At 69.1% G+C, this 19,759-nt stretch carries 19 protein-coding genes; 9 read left to right on the top strand and 10 right to left on the bottom strand.

What is annotated here, in order from left to right; genetic code table 11:
* Positions 1–40 precede the first annotated feature (40 nt).
* Both H4W31_RS34115 and H4W31_RS34110 read right to left on the bottom strand, forming a co-directional pair.
* Complete coding sequence (locus tag H4W31_RS34115; RefSeq protein WP_225947473.1) at positions 41–865, bottom strand: RNA methyltransferase; 825 nt, start codon at positions 863–865, stop codon at positions 41–43.
* Between the two features lie 189 nt (positions 866–1,054).
* Positions 1,055–1,819 carry an SDR family oxidoreductase gene (locus H4W31_RS34110; protein WP_192770368.1) on the bottom strand — a complete coding sequence of 255 codons (765 nt, stop codon included), beginning with the start codon at positions 1,817–1,819 and terminating at the stop codon, positions 1,055–1,057.
* Positions 1,820–1,888: 69 nt separating this feature from the next.
* Here H4W31_RS34110 and H4W31_RS34105 point away from each other — a divergent pair, with 69 nt between their 5' ends.
* Positions 1,889–2,524, top strand: coding sequence for a TetR/AcrR family transcriptional regulator (locus H4W31_RS34105; protein WP_192770367.1), 636 nt, complete (start codon positions 1,889–1,891; stop codon positions 2,522–2,524).
* A 90-nt stretch (positions 2,525–2,614) separates the two neighbouring features.
* Here the strand turns inward: H4W31_RS34105 and H4W31_RS34100 are convergent, their stop codons facing one another.
* The 3 genes from H4W31_RS34100 to H4W31_RS34090 form a co-directional block, all read right to left on the bottom strand.
* Positions 2,615–3,511 (bottom strand): carbohydrate ABC transporter permease, encoded by an 897-nt coding sequence (locus tag H4W31_RS34100; RefSeq protein ID WP_318783560.1) that lies wholly within the window; start codon positions 3,509–3,511, stop codon positions 2,615–2,617.
* Positions 3,508–4,473 (bottom strand): carbohydrate ABC transporter permease, encoded by a 966-nt coding sequence (locus H4W31_RS34095; RefSeq protein ID WP_192770366.1) that lies wholly within the window; start codon positions 4,471–4,473, stop codon positions 3,508–3,510. Before H4W31_RS34095 ends, H4W31_RS34100 begins: the two co-directional genes overlap by 4 nt.
* A 133-nt stretch (positions 4,474–4,606) precedes the next feature.
* Complete coding sequence (locus tag H4W31_RS34090; RefSeq protein ID WP_225945823.1) at positions 4,607–5,899, bottom strand: ABC transporter substrate-binding protein; 1,293 nt, start codon at positions 5,897–5,899, stop codon at positions 4,607–4,609.
* A gap of 703 nt (positions 5,900–6,602) precedes the next feature.
* On the opposite strand from H4W31_RS34090, the gene H4W31_RS34085 reads away from it, so the two are divergent.
* Both H4W31_RS34085 and H4W31_RS34080 read left to right on the top strand, forming a co-directional pair.
* Positions 6,603–7,478, top strand: coding sequence for an alpha/beta fold hydrolase (locus H4W31_RS34085; RefSeq protein WP_192770365.1), 876 nt, complete (start codon positions 6,603–6,605; stop codon positions 7,476–7,478).
* A 5-nt stretch (positions 7,479–7,483) separates the two neighbouring features.
* Entirely contained in the window at positions 7,484–8,332 is an 849-nt protein-coding gene (locus H4W31_RS34080; RefSeq protein ID WP_192770364.1) for a class I SAM-dependent methyltransferase, read from the top strand.
* Positions 8,333–8,390: 58 nt separating this feature from the next.
* On the opposite strand, the gene H4W31_RS34075 is transcribed toward H4W31_RS34080, so the two are convergent.
* From H4W31_RS34075 to H4W31_RS34065, 3 genes are all read right to left on the bottom strand, one after another.
* Entirely contained in the window at positions 8,391–8,795 is a 405-nt protein-coding gene (locus H4W31_RS34075) for a nuclear transport factor 2 family protein (protein ID WP_225945822.1), read from the bottom strand.
* A gap of 100 nt (positions 8,796–8,895) precedes the next feature.
* Positions 8,896–9,528 carry a TetR/AcrR family transcriptional regulator gene (locus H4W31_RS34070; protein WP_192770363.1) on the bottom strand — a complete coding sequence of 211 codons (633 nt, stop codon included), beginning with the start codon at positions 9,526–9,528 and terminating at the stop codon, positions 8,896–8,898.
* 53 nt (positions 9,529–9,581) lie between these two features.
* Positions 9,582–9,965, bottom strand: a complete 384-nt coding sequence (locus H4W31_RS34065; protein WP_192770362.1) for a DnaJ family domain-containing protein — start codon at positions 9,963–9,965, stop codon at positions 9,582–9,584.
* A 363-nt stretch (positions 9,966–10,328) separates the two neighbouring features.
* Between H4W31_RS34065 and H4W31_RS34060 the strand changes: the two genes are divergently transcribed.
* Both H4W31_RS34060 and H4W31_RS34055 read left to right on the top strand, forming a co-directional pair.
* A complete protein-coding gene (locus tag H4W31_RS34060; protein ID WP_192770361.1) occupies positions 10,329–11,510 on the top strand; it encodes a metallophosphoesterase in 1,182 nt (393 codons plus the stop codon).
* A 326-nt stretch (positions 11,511–11,836) separates the two neighbouring features.
* Positions 11,837–13,039 carry a hypothetical protein gene (locus H4W31_RS34055; protein ID WP_192770360.1) on the top strand — a complete coding sequence of 401 codons (1,203 nt, stop codon included), beginning with the start codon at positions 11,837–11,839 and terminating at the stop codon, positions 13,037–13,039.
* A 62-nt stretch (positions 13,040–13,101) separates the two neighbouring features.
* On the opposite strand, the gene H4W31_RS34050 is transcribed toward H4W31_RS34055, so the two are convergent.
* A complete protein-coding gene (locus H4W31_RS34050; protein ID WP_318783559.1) occupies positions 13,102–13,809 on the bottom strand; it encodes a GntR family transcriptional regulator in 708 nt (235 codons plus the stop codon).
* 153 nt (positions 13,810–13,962) lie between these two features.
* On the opposite strand from H4W31_RS34050, the gene H4W31_RS34045 reads away from it, so the two are divergent.
* The 4 genes from H4W31_RS34045 to H4W31_RS34030 all read left to right on the top strand — a co-directional run bounded on the left by H4W31_RS34045 (position 13,963) and on the right by H4W31_RS34030 (position 18,552).
* The gene (locus H4W31_RS34045; RefSeq protein ID WP_192770358.1) at positions 13,963–14,724 is read left to right on the top strand and encodes a LamB/YcsF family protein; all 762 of its coding nucleotides are present in this window, start codon (positions 13,963–13,965) and stop codon (positions 14,722–14,724) included.
* 213 nt (positions 14,725–14,937) lie between these two features.
* On the top strand, positions 14,938–16,281 hold the full coding sequence (locus tag H4W31_RS34040; RefSeq protein WP_192770357.1) for a hypothetical protein: 1,344 nt from the start codon (positions 14,938–14,940) through the stop codon (positions 16,279–16,281).
* A 111-nt stretch (positions 16,282–16,392) separates the two neighbouring features.
* A complete protein-coding gene (locus H4W31_RS34035; RefSeq protein WP_192770356.1) occupies positions 16,393–17,658 on the top strand; it encodes an ABC transporter substrate-binding protein in 1,266 nt (421 codons plus the stop codon).
* A gap of 33 nt (positions 17,659–17,691) precedes the next feature.
* Positions 17,692–18,552: a branched-chain amino acid ABC transporter permease gene (locus H4W31_RS34030; protein ID WP_192770355.1), complete on the top strand. Its 861-nt coding sequence runs from the start codon at positions 17,692–17,694 to the stop codon at positions 18,550–18,552.
* Here the strand turns inward: H4W31_RS34030 and H4W31_RS34025 are convergent.
* Positions 18,549–19,652, bottom strand: a complete 1,104-nt coding sequence (locus H4W31_RS34025; RefSeq protein WP_225945821.1) for an RNA-guided endonuclease InsQ/TnpB family protein — start codon at positions 19,650–19,652, stop codon at positions 18,549–18,551. The two genes, H4W31_RS34030 and H4W31_RS34025, sit on opposite strands and share 4 nt — an antisense overlap.
* Positions 19,653–19,759 lie beyond the last annotated feature (107 nt).

Here is a 19,759-nt window from a genome sequence, read left to right as displayed (position 1 = left end):
CCGTCGCCGCCCGGCCGACCGTTACCCGTACCCGGGGCGGTCAGCCGGGCGGCGACGGTCGGGTACGTCGCTGCCGGGCCGCCTCGTACAGTGCGACGGTGCCGGCGGTCGCGGCGTTGAGCGAACTCGCCGATCCGACGATCGGGATCCGGAGCATCCGGTCGCAGGCCTGCCGCCACGCGCCGCTCAGCCCGTGGGTCTCGTTGCCGATCAGCAGCAGCGTCGGCCCGGTGAGATCGTGTTCGGCGATCTCCACCTCACCGCTCTCGTCGGTGCCGACGATCTGGACGGGCGTACCCTGCTCGCGCAGCGTCTCGACCCACTCGACGACCTCCCGGTGGGAACCGGTCCGGACCACGGGTACCGCGAAGAGCGAGCCGGTGCTGGCCCGGACCGCCCTCGGGTCGTACGGGTCGGCGGCGTGTCCGACGACGATCACCCCGGCGGCGCCGAAGGCGTCGGCCGAGCGGATCAGCGTGCCGATGTTGCCCGGTGCGGTGGGGCGGTCGAAGACCACCACCAGTGTCTCCGGACCGGTCGGGATCCGGTCCAGCCGGTCCGGCGGCAGCCCGACGACGGCGACCAGTTCCGGCAGCCCGTCGTCCTTGCCACCGAGTTCGGCGAGGACTTCGGGCGCCATCTGGACCCGGACCGCCGGAACCTGGTCGAGCAGATCCTCCGCCCACCGGGACAGCGGCGCGCCGTCCGGGTACAGCAGGGCGTGGATCGGCCAGCCCTGCTGCACGGCCAGGGTGATCGGCCGGACGCCCTGGACCAGGAACTCGCCGGCCCGCTGCCGCTTGGTGCGGTTGGTCAACAGCGCCAGCCACTGCTGGAAGTTCGCGTTCCGGGAGCTGACCCGCAGGGTCTTCGCCGCTCGTACCGGGCCGCCCCGGTCGGCCGTACCGGTCCGTCCGGAGGATGCGGCGTACCGGCGTTCCGGGCCGCGGCTGGGGCTGTCCGCAGTCACCGGACGACGATATACCCGAGGTCGGGGCCGACGGACTCGGCGGTGTCCGAGCGGCCAGCACGCGAGCGGCGTCGACGGCTGTGCTCAGGCGCGCGGTCCGAGGAACAGGCCACCACTTGCGTCGATGACCTGGCCGGTGATCCACCGTGCCGCGTCCGAGGCGAGGAACGCGACGACGTCGGCGACGTCGTCGGGTCCGCCCAGCCGGTTGAGCGCCGTCGTGCCGGCGACGAATTCGGCCAGCCCTGGCGCTTCGAAGGATGATCCGTTGGTGGCCGTCCGGGTGGCGCCGGGAGCGACCGCGTTCACCGTGATTCCTCGGATCCCGAGCTGGTTGGCCAGGGTCATGCTCATCGTCTCGACCGCGCCCTTGGTCATGGCGAAGGACGTCTGGGTGGGGTTGGCCATCCGGGTCGCCACGGACGAGATCGTGATGATGCGGCCACCGTCGGGCAGCAGCGGCAATGCTCGCTGGATGATGAAGTACGGCGCGCGCACGTTCACCGCGAACAGATGATCGAACTCCGCCCGCGTCGTGGCGCCGAGTGGGCCGGCGGGCGCGGCCGCCGCGTTGTTGACGAGGATGTCGAGTGGCCGCCCGGCCAGGCCGGCTTCGACTCCCGCGAAGAGCGTCTCGACGTCGTCCGGCATGCCCAGTTCCGCCCCGACGGCGAACGCGGTTCCGCCGGCACCTTCGATCTCGTCGACCGTCGCCGCCGCACCCTCCTTGTCCGTGCCGAAGTGCACGACGACCATTGCTCCCTGCGCCGCCAGCCGGGTCGCGATTGCCTGCCCGATGCCGCGCGACGCTCCGGTCACGAGGGCCGTCCTGCCGGTCAGACCACTCATGCCAACCACTTCTGTCATGTTAGTTGCTACCGATCTGTTAGTAACTACCAGTGCGGTAGTGTCTACCAGATGCCCGACCAGCACCCAACACTGCGAGCGCAACGGCGAGTCGAGACGCAGCGGACGATCCAGGCGCAGGCGGTACGGCTGTTCACCGAGCGCGGGTACGACGCCACGACCGTCACCGACGTCGCCGAAGCCGCAGGTGTCTCCGCCATGACCGTGTACCGGCACTTCCCCACCAAGGAAGACCTCGTGCTCGTCGACCAGCACGGCCGGCTCGTCGCCGAGCGGATCGCCGCGTCGTCGGCCGCGCAGCCCCTGGTCCGACGGATCGGCAGCGCGCTCATCGCATCGGCCGGGACCTTGACCGGTGGCAGCTCCGGGAACGACCTGACGGCGAGCGGGCAGTTTCTGCTCGCCCGCCTCCGGCTCATGATCTCGACGCCGGCCCTGCGGGCCAAGCACCTGGACAACCACTACGCCCTTCAGCAGGCAATCGTCGGCGCTCTCGGCGGCGACACCACCGATCCCGACACGGCCTTCCGGGCCCAGGCGGCGGCCAGTGCCTGTCTGGCCGCCATGCACACGGCGTTGGTGCGTTGGGCCGAGGACGACGGACGGACCGATCTGCCCGACGTGATCGCGAAGGCGCTCGCCGCCGTCTTCGGCGATGACATCGGCGACACCGGCCCCGACGCGTGAGTCAGCGGCCGCCTCGACACCGCTCGGTTCGCGCGCCTCGATCCGGCAGGCCCGTCGCCCGCTGATCGGCCTACGACCGGCGGCCCGTTCCTACTTCGTCGCCCCGCTGGTGAAGCCGTTGTAGATGAACCGCTGGAGCAGCAGGAAGACGACCAGCGTGGGGACGATGACCAGGATCACCCCGGCCGAGATGACCTCCCACTGCGCTCCGAACGGCCCCTTGAACCGGAACAGCGAGGTCGAGATGACGCCGAGGTCCCGGTCGGGCATGTAGAGGAACGGGATGAAGAACTCGTTGTAGATGGTGATCCCCTTGATGATCACGACGGTCGCGATCGCCGGCTTCAGCAGGGGCAGGATGATCCTGAAGTAGATGGTGAGGGAACTCGCGCCCTCGATCGCGGCGGACTCGTCCAACTCCCGGGGGATGCTCCGGAGGAACTGCTGGAAGATGTAGATCGAGATGATGTCCGTGCCGAGGAACAGGGCGATCGCCGACCAGCGGGTGTTGAACAGGCCCAGATTGTTCACCACCTGGAAGGTGGCCACCTGGGTCGTCACCCCCGGGACCAGGGTGGCCAGGAGGAACAGCAGGATGATCGTCTTCCTGAGCCGGAACTCGAACCGGTCGAGGGCGTACGCAGCCATCGAGCCGATCAGGACGGTGCCGACGAGGGAGACGACGAGGATGATCGAGGTGTTGACGAAGGCCCGCAGCATGCCGCCCTCGGTGAAGGCGGTGACGTAGTTGTCGAGGTTGAACCAGTTGCCGGGCGCGTCGAACGGCTCGCCGTTGACGTACTCGTCGTTGGTCTTCAGCGACGCCATCAGCAGGACCAGCAGCGGCAGTAGGACGACCACCGAGGCGAGGACCAGCGAGAGGTACTTGAGGGTGACGGCGATCCGGCCGCCGACGATCTCCGTCCGGTTGGTCCGGGCGCGTCGCGCGGCGGGTGCCTCGGTGCTGCGGAAGTCGGTCAGGCTCACGACAGGTTCACCTTCTCGTCGGGCACGACCCGGCGCTGTACCCAGGTGATCAGCAGGATGATCAGCAGCAGGACGACGGCCATCGCGGAGGCCAGCCCCACCTTGTAGGCCTTGAACGCCATGAAGACGGTCTGGGTCACGAAGGTCTCGCTGCCGTTGGCGCCGCCGGTCATGATGTACGGAATCTCGAACACCGACAGCGAGCCGGAGATCGCGAGGATGCACGACAGTCCGACGATCGGCCTGATGCCGGGCAGGATCAGGAAGCGGAACTGGTGCCACCGGTTCGCGCCGTCGATCTCGGCCGCCTCGTAGAGCTGCGCCGGAATCGACTGGATCGCGCCGAGGAAGAGTACGAAGTTGAGTCCGAGGTAGCGCCAGAGGGACGTACCGGCGAGGGAGTAGTTGATGGTGCCGGGATCGCCGAGCCACTGCCGGGACAGGTCGCCGAGGCCGATCGCGTTCAGGGTCGAGTCGAGGGTGCCACCGGGCTCGAAGAAGTACAGGAAGACCATCGCGATCGCGACGCCGTTGATCAGGTACGGGAAGAAGATGATCCCCTTGAAGAAGTTCCTGAACCTGACGTTGAAACTCAGCACCGTGGCGAAGTAGAGCGCCAGCACGATCTGGATGACCGACGCACCGATGTAGTAGAGGCTGACCCGCAGTACGCCGAAGAGCTCGGGGCGGGTCGCGATCTCGATGTAGTTGTCGGCGCCGATGAACTCCTTGGACGGGCTCAGCCCGTTCCAGGAGGTGACGCTGTAGCCGAACATGTTAACGACCGGGACGTAGGTGAACACCACCAGCAGTGCCACGGGCGCGATCAGGAAGAGGTACGGGGTGATGGTCTTTCGCCTGCGTAGCCCCTGCCGACGTCGGCCACCGGGTCCGAGGCGCCGCGCAGGGGTCGCCCCGGACAGCCCGGAGACCCGACTCGCGGTGTTCGTCGGAGTTGCCATCTGGAAACGCAAACCTTCCGCCCATGGGCCAGGCCGCACGTCGTCGTGTCGGCCGGGACGTGCGGGCGGTGCGCGCCGCCCGCACGTCCGAGGTGTGTGGCGCCCGAGCCGTACCGGCAACGGCTGCCCGGGTTCAGCCGCTCACTTGATCTTGGATTTGGCGTCCGACCACTTCTTGTTGAGGTCGGCGAAGATCTCGTCCTTGGTCTCTTTCTTCGCCCCCCCGCGCGGCATCCACGATCCGCTGCCGGTACTTGCCGTCGTTCAGGGCGATCTCGGCGGCGTTGCCGATCTTGTCGGCCAGCCCTTCCTCGCCCTTGGGCGGGGGACTGAGCTCGATGAACTCGGTGTTCGCGGCGGTCAGGTCGGCCAGGGTGCTGGGCATCGGCTGGCTGACCAGTGCCGAGATGCCGCCCTGGTCCACGGCGTAGTTCGACTCGTCCGTGAACCAGTCGATCCAGGCCCGGGCCGTCGCCTTGTTCTTGGAGTTGATGTTGATGGCGTTCTTGTAGTCGCCCGCCATCACGGTGTGGAACTTGCCGTTGGGCTGCATGGGGAAGGGCAGGTACCCGATGTCGGCCTTGTTGGTGGCCGCGTCCTGCATCTGCACGATGGACCAGGAGCCGAGCATCATCGTGGCGACCTTGCCGGTGCCGATCATGCCCTTGGACTGCTCCCAGTTGGTGGTCGTCGGATCCGGCTCGGTCAGGCCCTGCTGCACGATGTCGAACAGCAGCGAGTCGATGACGTGGTGCTCCTTGCCGGGAGCCCACGGCGCGTCGTCCTTCGCCAGCTTGATCGCCGCGTCGGGATCGCCGCTCACCACACCCCGGAAACTCTCCCACTGGGAGAGCGGCCAGCCGTCCTTGTAGTTGGTGTACAGCGGAATCGCGTCGGTCTTGTCCTTGATCGCGGTCAGCGCCGCCAGGAACTCGGCCGGCGTCTTCGGTGGCGCGGTGATGCCCGCCTGCTGCCACACCTTCTTGTTGTAGACGAAGCCCTGAGCGTTGCCGGTCAGGGCGAGGCCGTAGACCTTGCCGTCGAGGATCTTCTCGTTGCGGACGAACCGGTACTTGTCCTTGAGTTCGTCGACCGTGCCCAGCGGTTCGAAGAAGGTCGACAGCAGGTCGTCGGTGACGGAGTTGGGGATGAGGAGGACGTCGCCGTACTCCTTGGTGTTCATCCGGATCCGGACTTCGCCCTCGTAGTCGGTGATCGCCTCGAACTTGACCGAGGTGCCCGGATACTTGGCCTCGAATTTCTTCTTGTAATCCTGGAAGACCGTGTTGACGATGTCGGTGCGTTGGGTGAGCACCGTGATCTCGCCGGAGATGGCGCCGTCGGTGCCGCCCTCGTCGTCCCCGCCACAGCCGGCCAGGGCCAGCAGAAGTGCGAGTGCGGTGCCTGCGATTCCGTACTTTTTCATATGCGCGTCCCACCTTTCGGTGTCCACATTGGACATTGCACGATGTGTAGAGGCGCGCCTTCGGGGAGGGTGGGATAGGCGTCGCGACTTGCAGGGGAACGTACACGCGGGTTACAGCCGTGTCAACGACGTGACAACGCCATGCGGGAGCTGAACTGTTAAGTGCATGAACCGGTTCAGGCAGAACCACCTGTTTGGCCTGCTAGAGGGCTTGCCTGAGGCGAAAGGCTGGCAGCGGCGCCCAGTGGTCACGATCCGTGAACCGGTTCAGGCAGCAGTGGCCCCGAGGCTTCGCCCGAAGGATGGGAGAGAGCGCATACGGATACCGGAAGTCAACGACAACAGACAGTATCAGTGGGGTGGTGCGGTCCTATCGAGAAGTCAGTAAAATCCGGAAGCGAACGCCGGACAGTCGTCGAATCGTTAAGCGGCGGCGATGTCTATGCTGGATTCGGATGCGACCATGTCGGCGGTGCCGTCAGGCGCATGTCCGGCCCGACCATCGACGTCCGTGCAGGTTCGGCGGAGCGCCCGCTCCACCCGGGGCTGGTGGCATACCGGTCGGAAGGTGCCCATCGGTGCGCCGTCGAGTTGGGCCAGGCGCACCGGACCGCATCGTAGCCAATAGCAATCGCCTGGAACGATCGACGTGATCGGAAACTATCGCTTTTGTCGATGTGCTGGTTGGCCTAGCGTGGAGATCATGACCGATCACCCTGCCCACGGCGAGAGGCTCGTACAGGTCGCCGATGTCGAGCTGTGCGTCGAGACCTTCGGAAGCCCCCGGGACCCCGCGATCCTGCTCGTCGATGGTGCGGCCGCCTCGATGCTGTGGTGGGAAGCCGAGCTGTGCGAGCAGATCGCGCGCGGCGACCGGTTCGTGATCCGCTACGACACCCGGGACACCGGCAGATCCACCAGCTACCCGCCCGGGCGGCCGGGCTACACGTTCACGGACCTGGCCGGGGACGCGCTCGGCATCCTGGACGCCCTGAACGTCGACCGCGCACACATCGTGTGCCGGTCCATGGCTGGCGGAATCGGGCTCATCGTCGGGGTGGACCACCCCGACCGGGTCGCATCGCTGACGTTCGTCTCCACCTCCACGGGCGAGGACGGCCTCCCACCGCCGTCGGACGAGCTCACCGGCAACAACTCCGCCGCCCCGGACCCCGCCGATCGCGCCGCGGTGGTGGACTTCGTCGTCGCATCGGCGAGGGCGTACTCGGGTGGCTCGCCCCACTTCGACGAAGCCGCCACGCGTGTGCTGGTCGAGCGGGACGTGGCCCGCACCCGCAACATCGCGTCCACCCTCGCCAACCACTTCGCGATGATCTTCGACGGGCCGTCCCGCGGCTTCGGCGGCATCAAGGCGTCGACCCTGGTGGTGCACGGGGACCGCGACCCGGTCTTCCCGCTCCCGCACGGGCAGGCGCTGCGCGACGCGATTCCCGGCGCGAAGCTGCTGATCCTCCAGGGCGCGGGGCACGACCTGCCGAAGCCGCTGTGGGACGTGTTCGTACCGGCTCTGATCCAGCACACCGGAGGCGACCGAATCGCCATCGAGAGGATGCGGTGACGGTGATGTCCGACGAGGACGGTACCCAGGCGCGGTCGAACTCCGAGCCGACCACGGGTGAGCACGGAACCAGGCACGCCGACCTGTTCGACTACGACGCAGAGTTGCGGCTGCACAACGAGCTCTTCCGCGTCGCTGCCCGGGTCGGCTCCCGTGACCGGGTGCTCGACATCGGCTGTGGCACGGGCCAGTCCACACGCGAGGCCGCCCGCGCCGCCGTCGCCGGAAGCGCGGTCGGCGTGGACCTCTCCGCACGAATGCTCGACCGGGCCCGACAGCTCAGCGACGACCAGGGATTGTCCAACATCACCTACCAGCAGGCGGACGCCCAGGTCCACCGCTTCCCACCGACGCATTTCGACCTCTGCGTCAGCAGGTTCGGAACGATGTTCTTCGCCGACCCGGTCGCCGCGTTCACCAATATCGGGCGCGCCCTGCGCCCCGGAGCGCGCCTGGTGCTGCTGGTCTGGCAGGACCGCGACGCCAATGAATGGGCCACCGCGATCCGCCGGGCTCTCACCGCAGCGACAGCCGCACCCACCCCTCCCACCGGCGGTCCGGACCCGTTCTCGCTCGCCGACCCGACCGTCACGGAAGGCATTCTGGTGGCGGCCGGCTTCGCGGAAGTCAGCTTCACCGACGTGCACGAGCCCGTCTACTACGGCCCGGACAGCGCCACCGCCTTCGAGGCCGTGGTCCGCCTGTGGGAGTTCGAAGACCTGCTTGCCAACCGTGACGACGTGACGGCCGAGCAGGCACGCAAGCGGCTACGCGCCACCCTCGCCGCCCACACCACCGACGCCGGCGTGTGCTTCGACTCGCGTGCCTGGATCGTCACCGCCCGCCGTCACTGACCACCGCACCAAGGCTGTCGCAGACATCCGGCCGGCCGACGCATGGCTGCCGCGGCGTCTACCCGACGGCTTCCAGGATGGCCGCGGTGTCCTGGTACTCGCGCCAGAGGGCGATCTTCCCGTCGCGAACGGTCAGTACGCCGACGAAGGCGGCCGTGGACTGCCGATGGGTCTTCGTGGACGTGCCGGTCAGCTCGTACTCGACGACGATGGTGTGCGGGTCCGTGGTGTCGTGGATGGCGACGGTGCGGCAGTCGTCGAATCGAACCGGCAGCATGGCCCGCTGCGGGTTGGCGAATTCCAGGAACTGCTGCCTGCTTCCGAACCTGCTCGGCTGGCCCGGCCGGGCGAACGGAAGTTCCACGACCACGTCGTCGGCCAGGTCCTCGCCGGTCAGTGCGGCGGGATGGTCGAGCCACTGTCGCCGCATCCGGTGGAACAGGTCGCGCGGAGTGATCTCCATGGCGGTTCGCTCCTTAAAATGAGTGCTGACTCATGAAAAAAAGATAGTGAGTGGCGACTCATCTTGTCCAGCATCGCGACCGGTATGGGCGAGCCGGGTCCTAGGGGGAGCAGAGCTGGGGGAGCAGGGTGTCGTAGGTCCACTGTTCCCACTGCTCGGATGACCAGCCGCGCTCCTGCACGAAGAGCAGGTAGAGCTCGGGGCTCAGGAGGGCGTACAGGAGATCCGCAGCCTGTTCCGCCGAGACTCCGGGCCGTGCACCCGGCTTGACGACCATGGCCTTCGCGGCGGCCGTTTGCACCTGGAACCGGGGATCCCGGCCAGGTGGCCAGAGTTGTGCGACCTCGATGTCCGTGGTAGCGGCCGTGCCGACCATCTTGGTGATTCGGGCGACCCGTTCCAGGATCTCCCGGGTTCCTCGGACGTGTGCGGCCAGGTGGGCGGCGGCGGTGTCGGTCGCCAGGGCGTCCCGGAACCAGGGTCGGTTCATCGTCGCGACCGGCTCGTCGTCCCCGGCGATGGTCACATCGACGAGCTCCTTCAGCAGCGTCCGCTTGTTGCCGAAGACGAAGTAGATGGTCTGCACCGCGACACCTGCGGCGGCCGCGACCTCCTGAAGGTTCGTCGCGCCGTATCCCTGATCGAGGAAGAGATCGCGAGCGGCCTCCAGGATGCGTCGCCGGGTCTCCGCGGCCTTCTGGGTCCGCTTGTTCGCTCGCTTGAGATCCGTCACGGCTATAACGTACGTCTAGAGACGTTCGCTAGTGAACAACTCTAGGGAAGGCTCTAATGCCTTCGCCGTCGCCAGGTCTCGACGACCTCGTCCACGTCGAAGGTACGCAGGACCACCGGCGGCCCGTCGACCAGTCCCAGACGGGCCTGCCGGATCCGCTGGTTGAGTTCGGTGACGACGGCGCGTACGGACTGTTCGGACGACTCCCTCGCCAGTCGCCCCAGCAGGTCCTCGACCTCCTTGCGGATCTTCAGCGAGGTCGGTGCGAGTCCGGTGAGGTTCTCCCGGCGTACCCAGTCTCTGATCCACCAGTTCTCGTCGTCCGTGCCGCCGTACCCGGGTAGAGGCCGGCCGGCGCCCGGCAGGTTGTCGAACTCGCCCCGCTCCTGCGCCTCCCGGATCTGGCGCTCGACTGGGGATTCGTACCGACTCGGCATCGAATGTCCTCCCTCGGCTCCGTACCCACCCGCCGCATGGCAGCCCGCTGCCGGGATGACCAGTTCCTGGGCCTGCGCCGCCGGGCGGGTTCGCCGAGCCTGCGGCGATCGTGCGGCCCAATTCTAGGTCGGGGTCCGGGCGCCAGGCCGGCCGTGTGCGCCGGGACACCCCGTCCGACCAGCGGCGTTCTCAGCGGCGGCCGTCGATCCTGTGGCCGTGCTCAGCAACGTGGTCGATCGCGTACCCGGCCTGTCATGCTGCACGAACCGGACCGACGGCGTGCCCGTACGGGCCGGACGTGGACTCGCGATGTCGGTGACCGAAGCCGAGAAATTCCCGCGACAAGCTGAGGAGTCGAAGCTGTGTCAGCCACCGGAGCGGTGCGGGCGGCACCGGCGAGGCGATCTCTACGGCCGATCCTGTTCACCCTGACGATCACCGGGATCTCGGCGCTGCTGTTCGGGGTGCCGTGGTGGACGCTGATCGTCGCGGGCGCGCACTGGCCGACCCCCGTGACCGCCACCGGCACGATCATCTTCGTCGCGGCCCTCGTGGCGTTCCCCGCGCTGATGTACCTCGGACACGGCGCCCGGCACCAGGACTGGGCGGCCCGGACCGGCGACACCCTGCTCGGAGTGGTCTGGGTGCTCTTCGTCTGGTCGCTTCTCGGCAACCTGCTGCGGATCGGGCTGGCGGTCGGCGGCGTCGGCGACCCGGTCCGGTCCCGGATCACCGCCGTGGCCGTCGCCGTCGTCGCCGTCGGGCTGCTGCTCTGGGGGTACGTGGAGGCGATGCGGGTGCCCCGGGTCAGGCGGGTGGACGTGCGGGTCCGTCGGCTCGGCGCGGGCCTGGACGGCGTCCGGGTCGTCCTGCTCACCGACACCCACTACGGTCCGATCGACCGGGCCGGCTGGTCGGCCCGGGTCGTCGCGGCCGTCAACGAACTCGATCCCGACATCGTCTGCCACACCGGCGACATCGCCGACGGGACGGTCGCGCAGCGACGGGACCAGGCCGCACCACTGGGTGAGGTCCGGGCCCGGCTCGCCCGGACCTACGTGACCGGCAACCACGAGTACTTCGGCGAGGCCCAGGGCTGGCTCGACCACATGCGTCAGCTGGGCTGGGAGCCGCTGCACAACCGGCACGTCGTCGTGGAGCGCGACGGCGCCCGGCTCGTCGTGGCCGGCGTCGACGACGCGACCGCCGGAGCCTCGGGACGCCCCGGTCACCACGCCGACCACGTCGCCGCGCTGTCCGGCGCCGACCCCGACCTCCCGGTGCTGTTGCTCGCCCACCAGCCGAAGCAGATCGGCGCGGCGGTCGCGCACGGCATCGACCTGCAGATCTCCGGCCACACCCACGGTGGTCAGATCTGGCCCTTCAACTTCCTGGTACGCCTCGACCAGCCCACGGTGCACGGCCTCACCCGGCACGGTGACCGGACCCAGTTGTACACGAGCCGGGGTACCGGCTTCTGGGGCCCGCCGCTGCGGATCTTCGCGCCGAGCGAGATCACCGTACTGACCCTCCGTGCCGGCTGAACCCGCCGGACGCCACCGTGCGTGCCGGCTGAACCCGCCGGACGCCACCGTGCGTGCGGGCTGAATCCGCCGAGCGCCACCGGCGGCCGGGTGCCCGGCCGATGCTCAGGTCCCGGTCTCGTCCCCGGCCCAGGAGCCTCGTCCCTCGACCGCTTCCCGTTCCCGGCGTGGATCTGCGGAAAACCTGGTCAGGGTGGGTGTCCGCCCAGCTCTCGGCCCCGGTGCCGGTCGCCGGGGCCGGCCGCGTTGCCGTTACATAGATGGTGATATATGTTTCCTGGCAGGATCCGACCGGGATGGGCGGACCTGGCGGAGGGAACGTGACCATGTTCGGTCCTGGGAGGTCCACCCTGCGTCGCCGTGCCGCCGTGTTCGTGTTGGCGGTGCTGACCGGGTGGAGCCTCGCACCGCAGACGCCGGTGTCCGGAGGGCGGCCGGGCGCCGAGGTGCTGGCCGGAGGCGAGAGCGGGGCCCGGGCCGCCGCCGCCCCCGGCCTCTACGCGGGCGGGACCTTCACCGAGGCCGGCGGGGTCGCGGTCGACCGGCTGGCGACCTGGAACGGTTCGGCGTGGTCGAGGCTGGGTGCTTCGTCGAGCGCCGGACCGGACGGCTCGGTCACCGCGCTCACGGTGTACGACGGAGACCTGATCGCCGGCGGTAACTTCCTGACCGCCGGTGGGGTACGGGTGAACGGCATCGCCCGGTGGGACGGCGCCGCCTGGCTCCCGTTGACCGGCTCGTCCGGTACCGGCGTGATGACGACCCCCCTCGACTTCGTCGACGCGTTGGCGGTGTTCGACGGCGACCTGATCGTGGGCGGGCAGTTCCTCCGGGCCGGCGGCGTGACCGTCAACCACATCGCGCGCTGGGACGGCAGCGAGTGGTCACCGCTGACCGGGCCGGCGGGCACCGGGGTGAACGTCGCCTCGGTCTGGGACCTGGCCGTCTACGGCGGCGCGTTGATCGTCGGGGGCGGGTTCAGCCAGGCCGGCGGGGCCGCCGCCAACGGGATCGCGCGCTGGACCGGCAGCGCCTGGTCGACCCTGGGCACCGGGTTCAACGGCGACGTCCTGGCGCTGACCGTCTTCGACGGCTCGCTGCTGGCCACGGGTGGGTTCACCCAGGCCGGCGGGACCGCCGCCAACTACGTCGCCGAGTGGGACGGCAGCGGTTGGTCGACGCTCGGCGCGGGGCTGGACGCGGAGGGCCGGGCGTTGACCGTCTACGGCGGGTCGCTGGTCGTCGGCGGCACCTTCACCGAGGCGGGTGGGGTGCCGGCGAACTACGTGGCACGGTGGAGCGGCAGTGCCTGGTCGGCGCTGGCCGGGCCGTCGGGTGCCGGCACCGAGGACATCGTCGTGTCCCTGGCCGTCCACAACGGCCGGCTGGTCGCCGGAGGCTTCTTCGGCCGGGCCGGTGGCGTGGTGGTGAACCAGGTGGCCGGATGGAACGGCACCGCGTGGTCGGCGTTGGCCGGGCCCGCGGGCGCCGGAACGGACGCCGGGGTGTACGCGCTGCACACGGTCTGACCGGCCGTCGGCCGGCTACCGGGGTGTACGCGCTGCACACGGTCTGACCGGCCGTCGGCCGGCTACCGGGGTGCCGGCGCGCTGTCCACCATCCGCTCGGCGTACGCGTCGACGAGTTGCCGTTCCGCGGTTCGCAGGTAGTCGTCGAGTACCGCCGTGGCCCGTTCGACGTCACCGGCCCGGATCAGCCCCAGCAGCTCCCGGTGCCGTTCGAGGTAGGGCTGGTGGAAGGTCTGCGGCGCGGCCATCACGTGGAAGGCGAGGCGGATCTCGGCCAGGGTCTGCCGCATGATCTCCTCGACCCGGGGGCTGGCGGCAAGGCCGGCGATGGCCTGGTGGAACTGCATGTTGGCGGTGCCGACATCGAACCACCGCTGTTCCGCCGCGGCCTGCTCACCCTCGAGCAGGGCCGCCTCGATCGCCTCCAGCGCGTCGGGGAGGCTGTTCCGGGCGTTGGCCACGGCGGCGCACTCCAGCACCCGACGTACCCGGTAGATGTCGATCACGTCCTCGACGTCGAGCACCCGGACGAAGACCCCCCGGTTCAGTTCGTGTACGACGAGCCGCTCGTGCATCAGCAGCCGGAACGACTCCCGCAGCGTGTTGCGGGAGACCCCGAGCGCGGCACCGATCATCTCCTCGGAGAGTCGGGTGCCCGGCAGCAGGGCGCCCTCGGTGATCCGCGCGCGCAGGATCTCCGCCACCCGTTGCGCCGTACTCGCCCGGCTGATCAACGCACGGTCATCTTGCAGCTTCGCCAGCCACGTCACGCGATCATTGTCCTTCATTCCTTCGGGCCCACAATCGAGAGAAGGTCCATGCTGCGACGAGGTTACAAGTCAACATGACCATTGACGGATTGTTCAACAGTCTGCAAACCTGAACTCACGGCGCACGGTCGCACTCTTCCCCCAGGAGGCGCAATGTCGGTCATCCTCGATCTGAACAGTGACCTCGGCGAGGGCTTCGGGGTCTGGCAGTTGGGCGACGACATGGCCCTGCTCTCGATCGTGACCAGCGCCAACGTCGCCTGCGGGTTCCACGGCGGAGATCCGACGATCATGCGACGGGTCTGCGCCGAGGCGATCAGCCGGGACGTGTCGATCGGCGCCCACGTGGGCTACCGGGACCTGGCCGGCTTCGGTCGCCGGGCGATGGACATCGAGCCCGACCGGCTCGCCGACGACGTGCTCTACCAACTGGCCGCACTCGACGGGATCGCCCGGAGCGAGGGCGGTCGGGTCCGCTACGTCAAGCCGCACGGCGCGCTCTACAACCGGACCGTGACCGACCCGGCGCAGGCCGGTGCGGTCGTGGCCGCCGTCTCCGCGTACGACCCGAGCCTGCCGATGCTCGGCCTGCCCGGCTCGCAACTGCTGCGGCAGGCCGACGAGGTGGGCCTCAAAACGGTGCGGGAAGCCTTCGCCGACCGTGGTTACCAGTCCGACGGCAGCCTGGCGAAACGCGGCAGCCCGGGGGCACTGGTCACGGATCCGACGATGGTGGCGAAACGCTGCGTCAAGATGGCGACGACCGGTCAGGTGACCGCCGTCGACGGTGGCACGGTCGCGGTCCGGGCCCGGTCGCTCTGCGTACACGGAGACACACCCGGTGCCGTGGAACTGGCCCGTCAGGTGCGCACCGCGTTGCAGGACGCGGGCGTCCAGCTCAGCACCTTCAGTTAGGGGTCACCCCGGATCGGTTCCCGCCGACCGGAGCGGCGACGCATCCGGCCGACGGTCACCGGCTCCCACACCTTCACCGCCGCCGCCCGATGCCGCGGGCGGGCAGCACCAACCCCCAGTGAAGCGCCGGCTCCATCCACCTGGTTGGGCCTGGACGGTCGGAACCGGCGCAGCTATCGAGGAAGGTCGAAGATCACCTTGCATGTGCAGAAGTTGACTGAGAGTGTACGTGGCCGAGCCAGGTTGCTCGCCGCCACCGCCATCGGTGCCTCCCTGGTACTGCTGCTGCCCGGCGGTGCCGGTGCCCAGCCGACGAGCCCGACCGGGCAGACCCCGGCGAGCACGCAGTGCTACGACCGGACCCTTCCCACGACGTACGAGGAGACCCGGATCGACACGCCCGCGCTGCCGGGCGGCGTACAGGTTCCGAGCCGACTGGTCGAGGTCGGTGGCTTCACCTCCTTCGTCACGCGGCTCAGCGCGGACCTGTGCGGGGTCCGGTCGGTCAAGGAGGCCGACAAGCTGCTCCAGTCCCGGGGCGCCGAACTGTGGCGCACCGCCGTCGAGCGGGCCCAGGGCAAGCGCTGGATGGGCAGCATCGAACGGTACGACGACCGGCCGCTCTACTGGTCGCGCCTGACCGGCACCCGCGACCTGCGGCAGTGGACCCCGCGGTTCGCGGTCACCGCCGCCGCCCGCGCCTCGTTGCTGAAGACCTTCGAGTACGCCTCCCGGGGCATCTCCTCGACCGACTTCTCGTCCAGCCGGCAGGTGACCCGGGTGCTGGTCAGCGGCTTCGACCCGTACCAGCTGAACGGGGAGATCCGGCGCTCCAACCCGTCCGGCGCCTCGGCGATGCAACTCGACGGTCAGGAGTACCGGGTCGGTGACCGTACCGTCCAGATCCAGGCGTTCTCGCTGCCGGTGACCTGGAGCGGCTTCGACCTCGGCTACGTCGAGGACGCCTTCGGACCGCACCTGGCCCGGAACAGCAGGGAACGCGCCGACCTGATCATGACGATCAGCCAGGGCGGCCGGGCCCGGATGGCGATCGAGCAGTGGGCCGGCGCCTGGCGCGGCGGCAGCCCGGACAACAACAACGAGGGCACCCCCGAACTCGTGCCGCCGGTGACGGACTGGCCGCAGCCGTCGACCAACCCCGAGTTCATCGAGACCACCCTGCCGTTCCAGCAGATGATCGACGCCGGTACGACGCCGTGGCCGACCGCGCTCAACCCGCAGATCTGCGAGTGGACCGGCAACACCCGGCCCGACCCGACCAAGGTCTCCTGCCACGGCAACGGCCCGTCGCCGGGCGCACAGGCGCAGGCGGGCGGTGGCGGCAACTATCTGTCCAACGAGAGCATGTACCGCTCGAACCGGCTGCGGATCGCGCTCGGCGCGACCGACGTACCCGGTGGGCACCTGCACATCTCCTCGCTCGTGTACCCGCAGGATCCGCTCGCGATCATCGACGGCCCCTTCGCCGCCGACCGCGCGCAGACCATCGAGCAGACCGTCGCCCTGGTGAAGGCAGCCGGCGCCGCCGTCTCCTGACCAGTCCGCCCAGCCCCCTCGGGCGGGCCACGCGTTAGGAAGGGCCCCTTCTTCTACAGAAAACGATAGGAAGGGGCCCTTCCTTGCACCTCCGAGCAGAAAGGCCTGACCATGCGCAAGATTGCCAGCATCACGGTCGCCCTTGTTCTCGTCGCCGGGCTCGCCGGTTGTGGGGGCGGGGACGACGCCGGTTCCACCGACGAGGTCAAGCTCGCCGGGCTGTGGCCGCTCAGCGGTCCGAACGCCACCCAGGGAACGGACGTACTGCACGGCGCCGAGTTGGCCGTGGACGTCGTCAACAACGACCATCCCGGACTGGACCTGCCGCTGGGACCGGGCACCGGACTGCCGGGGCTGGGCGGAGCGCCGGTGAAGCTGATCACCGGTGACACCCAGGGCAAGCCCGAGATCGGTGCCGGCGAGGTGGACCGGCTGGTCACCACCGAGAAGGTCGCCGCGGTGATCGGCTCGTACCAGTCGGGCGTGACCCTGACCGCGAGCCAGCGGGCCGAGCGGCTCGGCGTTCCGTTCGTGAACGAGGCCTCGTCGTCGGTGGCGCTCGGCGAGCGGGGCCTGAAGTGGTTCTTCCGGACCGGACCGACCGACGAGACGTTCGCCCGGTCGATGTTCGACTACCTCAAGGCCCGGCAGGCCGGCGGCGACCAGATCCGTACCGTCGGCATCTTCCACAGCAACGACCAGTTCGGCAACGACGGCGCCGGGGTGACCGGGAAGGTCGCCGCCGAGGTCGGTCTTCCGGTCACGGTCAACGTGGCGTTCGACCCGACCGCGGCCGACCTGGGCTCCCAGGTGGCGCAGGTCCGGAGCAAGAACCCGGACGTACTGTTCGTGCTCGCCTACACCGACGCCGCGATCAAGCTGATGAAGACGCTCGACCAGCTCGACTACTATCCGCCGGCGCTGCTCGCCTACGGCAGTGGGTTCGCCGACCCGGCGTTCGCCACCGGGCTCGGTCCGCTGGCCAACGGCGCGTCGAGTCGGGCGGCCTGGTCCAGCGAGATCGCCGCGAAGCGGCCGGCGGCGAAGACCGTGGCGGATCTGTTCCAGCAGCGGTACGGCGCCCCGATGACCGAGAACTCGGCGCGGGCCTTCACCGCCGTGCTGGCCCTGGCCCAGGCGATCGACACCGCGAAGTCGACCGAACCGGCCGCGATCCGGGACGCGCTGCGCGCGCTGGACATCCCCGGCGACAAGACGATCATGCCGTGGACCGGGATCAAGTTCGACGACAAGGGCCAGAACACCGGCGCCGCCGGAGTCGTCGAGCAGATGATCGAGGGGAAGTACCGGGTCGTCTTCCCGGCCGAGCTCTCCTCGGTGCAGCCGATCTGGCCGATGAACAAGGCACAGCAGTGAGCGGGCGCAGCGGCTGGGCGCCGAGGAGGCGGCATGAGTGACCTCCTCCAGTCGGTCGTCAACGGACTGCTGATCGGCGCGGTCTTCGCGCTGGTGGCGGTCGGACTGACGCTCATCTACGGCGTCATGGACGTGATCAACTTCGCCCACGGCGAGATGGTCATGCTCGGCATGTACACCTCGTTCTTCGCCTGGTCGGTGCTGGGCCTCGACCCGCTGTGGTCGATCCCGCTCGCCGGGGTGTCGATCGCGCTGACCGGCCTGCTGATGTACATCGGTGCGGTCGGTCGGGTGCTCGGCAAGTCACCGCTGGCACAGGTGATCGTCACCTTCGGACTCCAGGTCTTCCTGCGCGGCCTGGCCCAGTTCCTCTGGACGCCGAACACCCGGACCGTTCCCCGGCCCTGGGCCGCCGGCCTGCGTTGGGAGATCGGTCCGGTGGTGATCGGCGGACCACAGGTCATCATGGCGGTCGGCGCGCTGCTGGCCACCGGTGCGGTGGCGTACTTCATGAACCGGACCCGCCTCGGTGGCGCCGTACGCGCCGCTGGGGAGGACCCGGCGGCGGCGTCACTGATGGGGATCGACCCCCGCAAGATGTACGCCCTGTGCTGGGTGATCGCCGGACTGGCCACCGGGGTCGCCGGGGCGCTGCTGATGAACTCGTACTCCGCGTCGCCGACCGCCGGGGTGAGCTTCGTCCTGATGGCCTTCGTGGTGGTCGCGTTCGGCGGGTTCGGCAGCATCACCGGGGCTGCCCTGGCCGGGCTGCTGGTCGGAGTCGTCCAGGGAGTGGTCGGGCTGTACGCCCCGAGCTACACCCTCGCGGCGGCGCTGGCGCTGTATCTGGTGGTCGTCCTGGTACGACCGCAGGGGCTGCTGGGGACTCGTTAACGCTTCCCCACGGCTGGAAGCCGGGGGATTTCTGGCTCGGACCGCACCCGAGCACCGTCCCGGAAGGAGGTGATCGCATGTCTCACGTCGTCGGCACCAGCACGGTTACGCTCTGCCGTGGCGAGGATCGTCCTCGCGGCGTTCCGGTCCCGACAGGCGGTGTACCCGCAGGTGTCGCACCGAAAGACTCTGACACCCAGCCCGAGGCGGTTCTTGGCTCTCGTACCGCACTGCGAGCAGGTCATAGTGGTGTAGGCGGGCGGCACCAGCACCACCTTCCGGCCCGCCCGCAAACCACGCTCGACCAGTTCCCGCTTCGCTATCCCGATCGCCGCATCAGCAGCCTTGCGCGCCATCCGGGATTTGGCCAGGAACTTCGGTTGGAAGTCCTCCACAGCGATCAGGGCGTGGTTGTCGACGACCCTTTTCACCCAGACCCGGGCATCGTGGATGTTCTGTCGAGCTGCCTTCTTCGCTATTCTCGCCGTCTGGCGTTCGGCCCGCAGGTAGCCGTTCGACGGCCGGGCGCCCTTCACCCGCCGTCGCCGGGCCATCCGACGCTGCGCCTTGGCCAGTTCGGCGGCACACCGTTTCCGATGGCCGAGGTACGGCAGATCGTAGACGGCATCTGTCGTGGTCGCGGTCGTCGTGACACCCCAGTCGACACCGATCGTCCCGTTGGCCTCGGGCGCGGGTGTGGTGTCGCGGCGAACGACGAAGGAGGCGTGCCAGTACCCGAGGCAGTCCTGGTAGACCCGGACGCTGGTCGGATCGGACGGCAGCTCACGGGACCAGACGACCGGAATGCTGACGCCGCCGGGCAGCCGCAGTCGGTGGTCGCGGATCGAGAAGCCGCGTGTGGTGTATTCAAGGCTGGGCAAGGTGTCCTTACGCCGCTTTGGTCTCGGCCGGCCCCGTCCCTTCACCCGGAAAGAGTGCTGGAAGGCGAGAGCGTAGGTGCGCAGCGTCTGCTGCTGGGCGACCTGGGACCCGTCGCGCAGCCACGACGAGCGGGCCCGTGCCTCGGTCAGCAGCTTCGACAGCTTGCCGAAGGTCGGCTTGCGACAGGACCGCTGCTGGTGGACGGCCTCGTTCCACAAACCAGCGACCCCGCCCCCACTCGTGGAGCAGCGCGGCTCCCGCGGTCGCGCCGGGGCGCAACCGGTAGGTGTACCGCACCGTCTCGTCCACATCCGAAAGCATCCCA

The sequence above is a fragment of the Plantactinospora soyae genome, assembly GCF_014874095.1.
Classification (GTDB): Bacteria; Actinomycetota; Actinomycetes; order Mycobacteriales; family Micromonosporaceae; genus Plantactinospora; species Plantactinospora soyae.
Note: the sequence above shows the minus strand (reverse complement) of the source record. Positions and strands in the feature narration are given on the sequence as shown.

Bases quoted from the DNA above. Each gene is read 5' to 3' on its own strand.
- H4W31_RS34045 (WP_192770358.1), top strand. From the start codon at position 13,963: ATGTCGGTCATCCTCGATCTGAACAGTGACCTCGGCGAGGGCTTCGGG.
- H4W31_RS34030 (WP_192770355.1), top strand. From the start codon at position 17,692: ATGAGTGACCTCCTCCAGTCGGTCGTCAACGGACTGCTGATCGGCGCG.
- H4W31_RS34095 (WP_192770366.1), bottom strand. From the start codon at position 4,473: ATGGCAACTCCGACGAACACCGCGAGTCGGGTCTCCGGGCTGTCCGGG.
- H4W31_RS34090 (WP_225945823.1), bottom strand. From the start codon at position 5,899: ATGAAAAAGTACGGAATCGCAGGCACCGCACTCGCACTTCTGCTGGCC.
- H4W31_RS34035 (WP_192770356.1), top strand. From the start codon at position 16,393: ATGCGCAAGATTGCCAGCATCACGGTCGCCCTTGTTCTCGTCGCCGGG.
- H4W31_RS34105 (WP_192770367.1), top strand. From the start codon at position 1,889: ATGCCCGACCAGCACCCAACACTGCGAGCGCAACGGCGAGTCGAGACG.
- H4W31_RS34080 (WP_192770364.1), top strand. From the start codon at position 7,484: ATGTCCGACGAGGACGGTACCCAGGCGCGGTCGAACTCCGAGCCGACC.
- H4W31_RS34075 (WP_225945822.1), bottom strand. From the start codon at position 8,795: ATGGAGATCACTCCGCGCGACCTGTTCCACCGGATGCGGCGACAGTGG.
- H4W31_RS34055 (WP_192770360.1), top strand. From the start codon at position 11,837: ATGTTCGGTCCTGGGAGGTCCACCCTGCGTCGCCGTGCCGCCGTGTTC.
- H4W31_RS34085 (WP_192770365.1), top strand. From the start codon at position 6,603: ATGACCGATCACCCTGCCCACGGCGAGAGGCTCGTACAGGTCGCCGAT.
- H4W31_RS34110 (WP_192770368.1), bottom strand. From the start codon at position 1,819: ATGAGTGGTCTGACCGGCAGGACGGCCCTCGTGACCGGAGCGTCGCGC.
- H4W31_RS34065 (WP_192770362.1), bottom strand. From the start codon at position 9,965: ATGCCGAGTCGGTACGAATCCCCAGTCGAGCGCCAGATCCGGGAGGCG.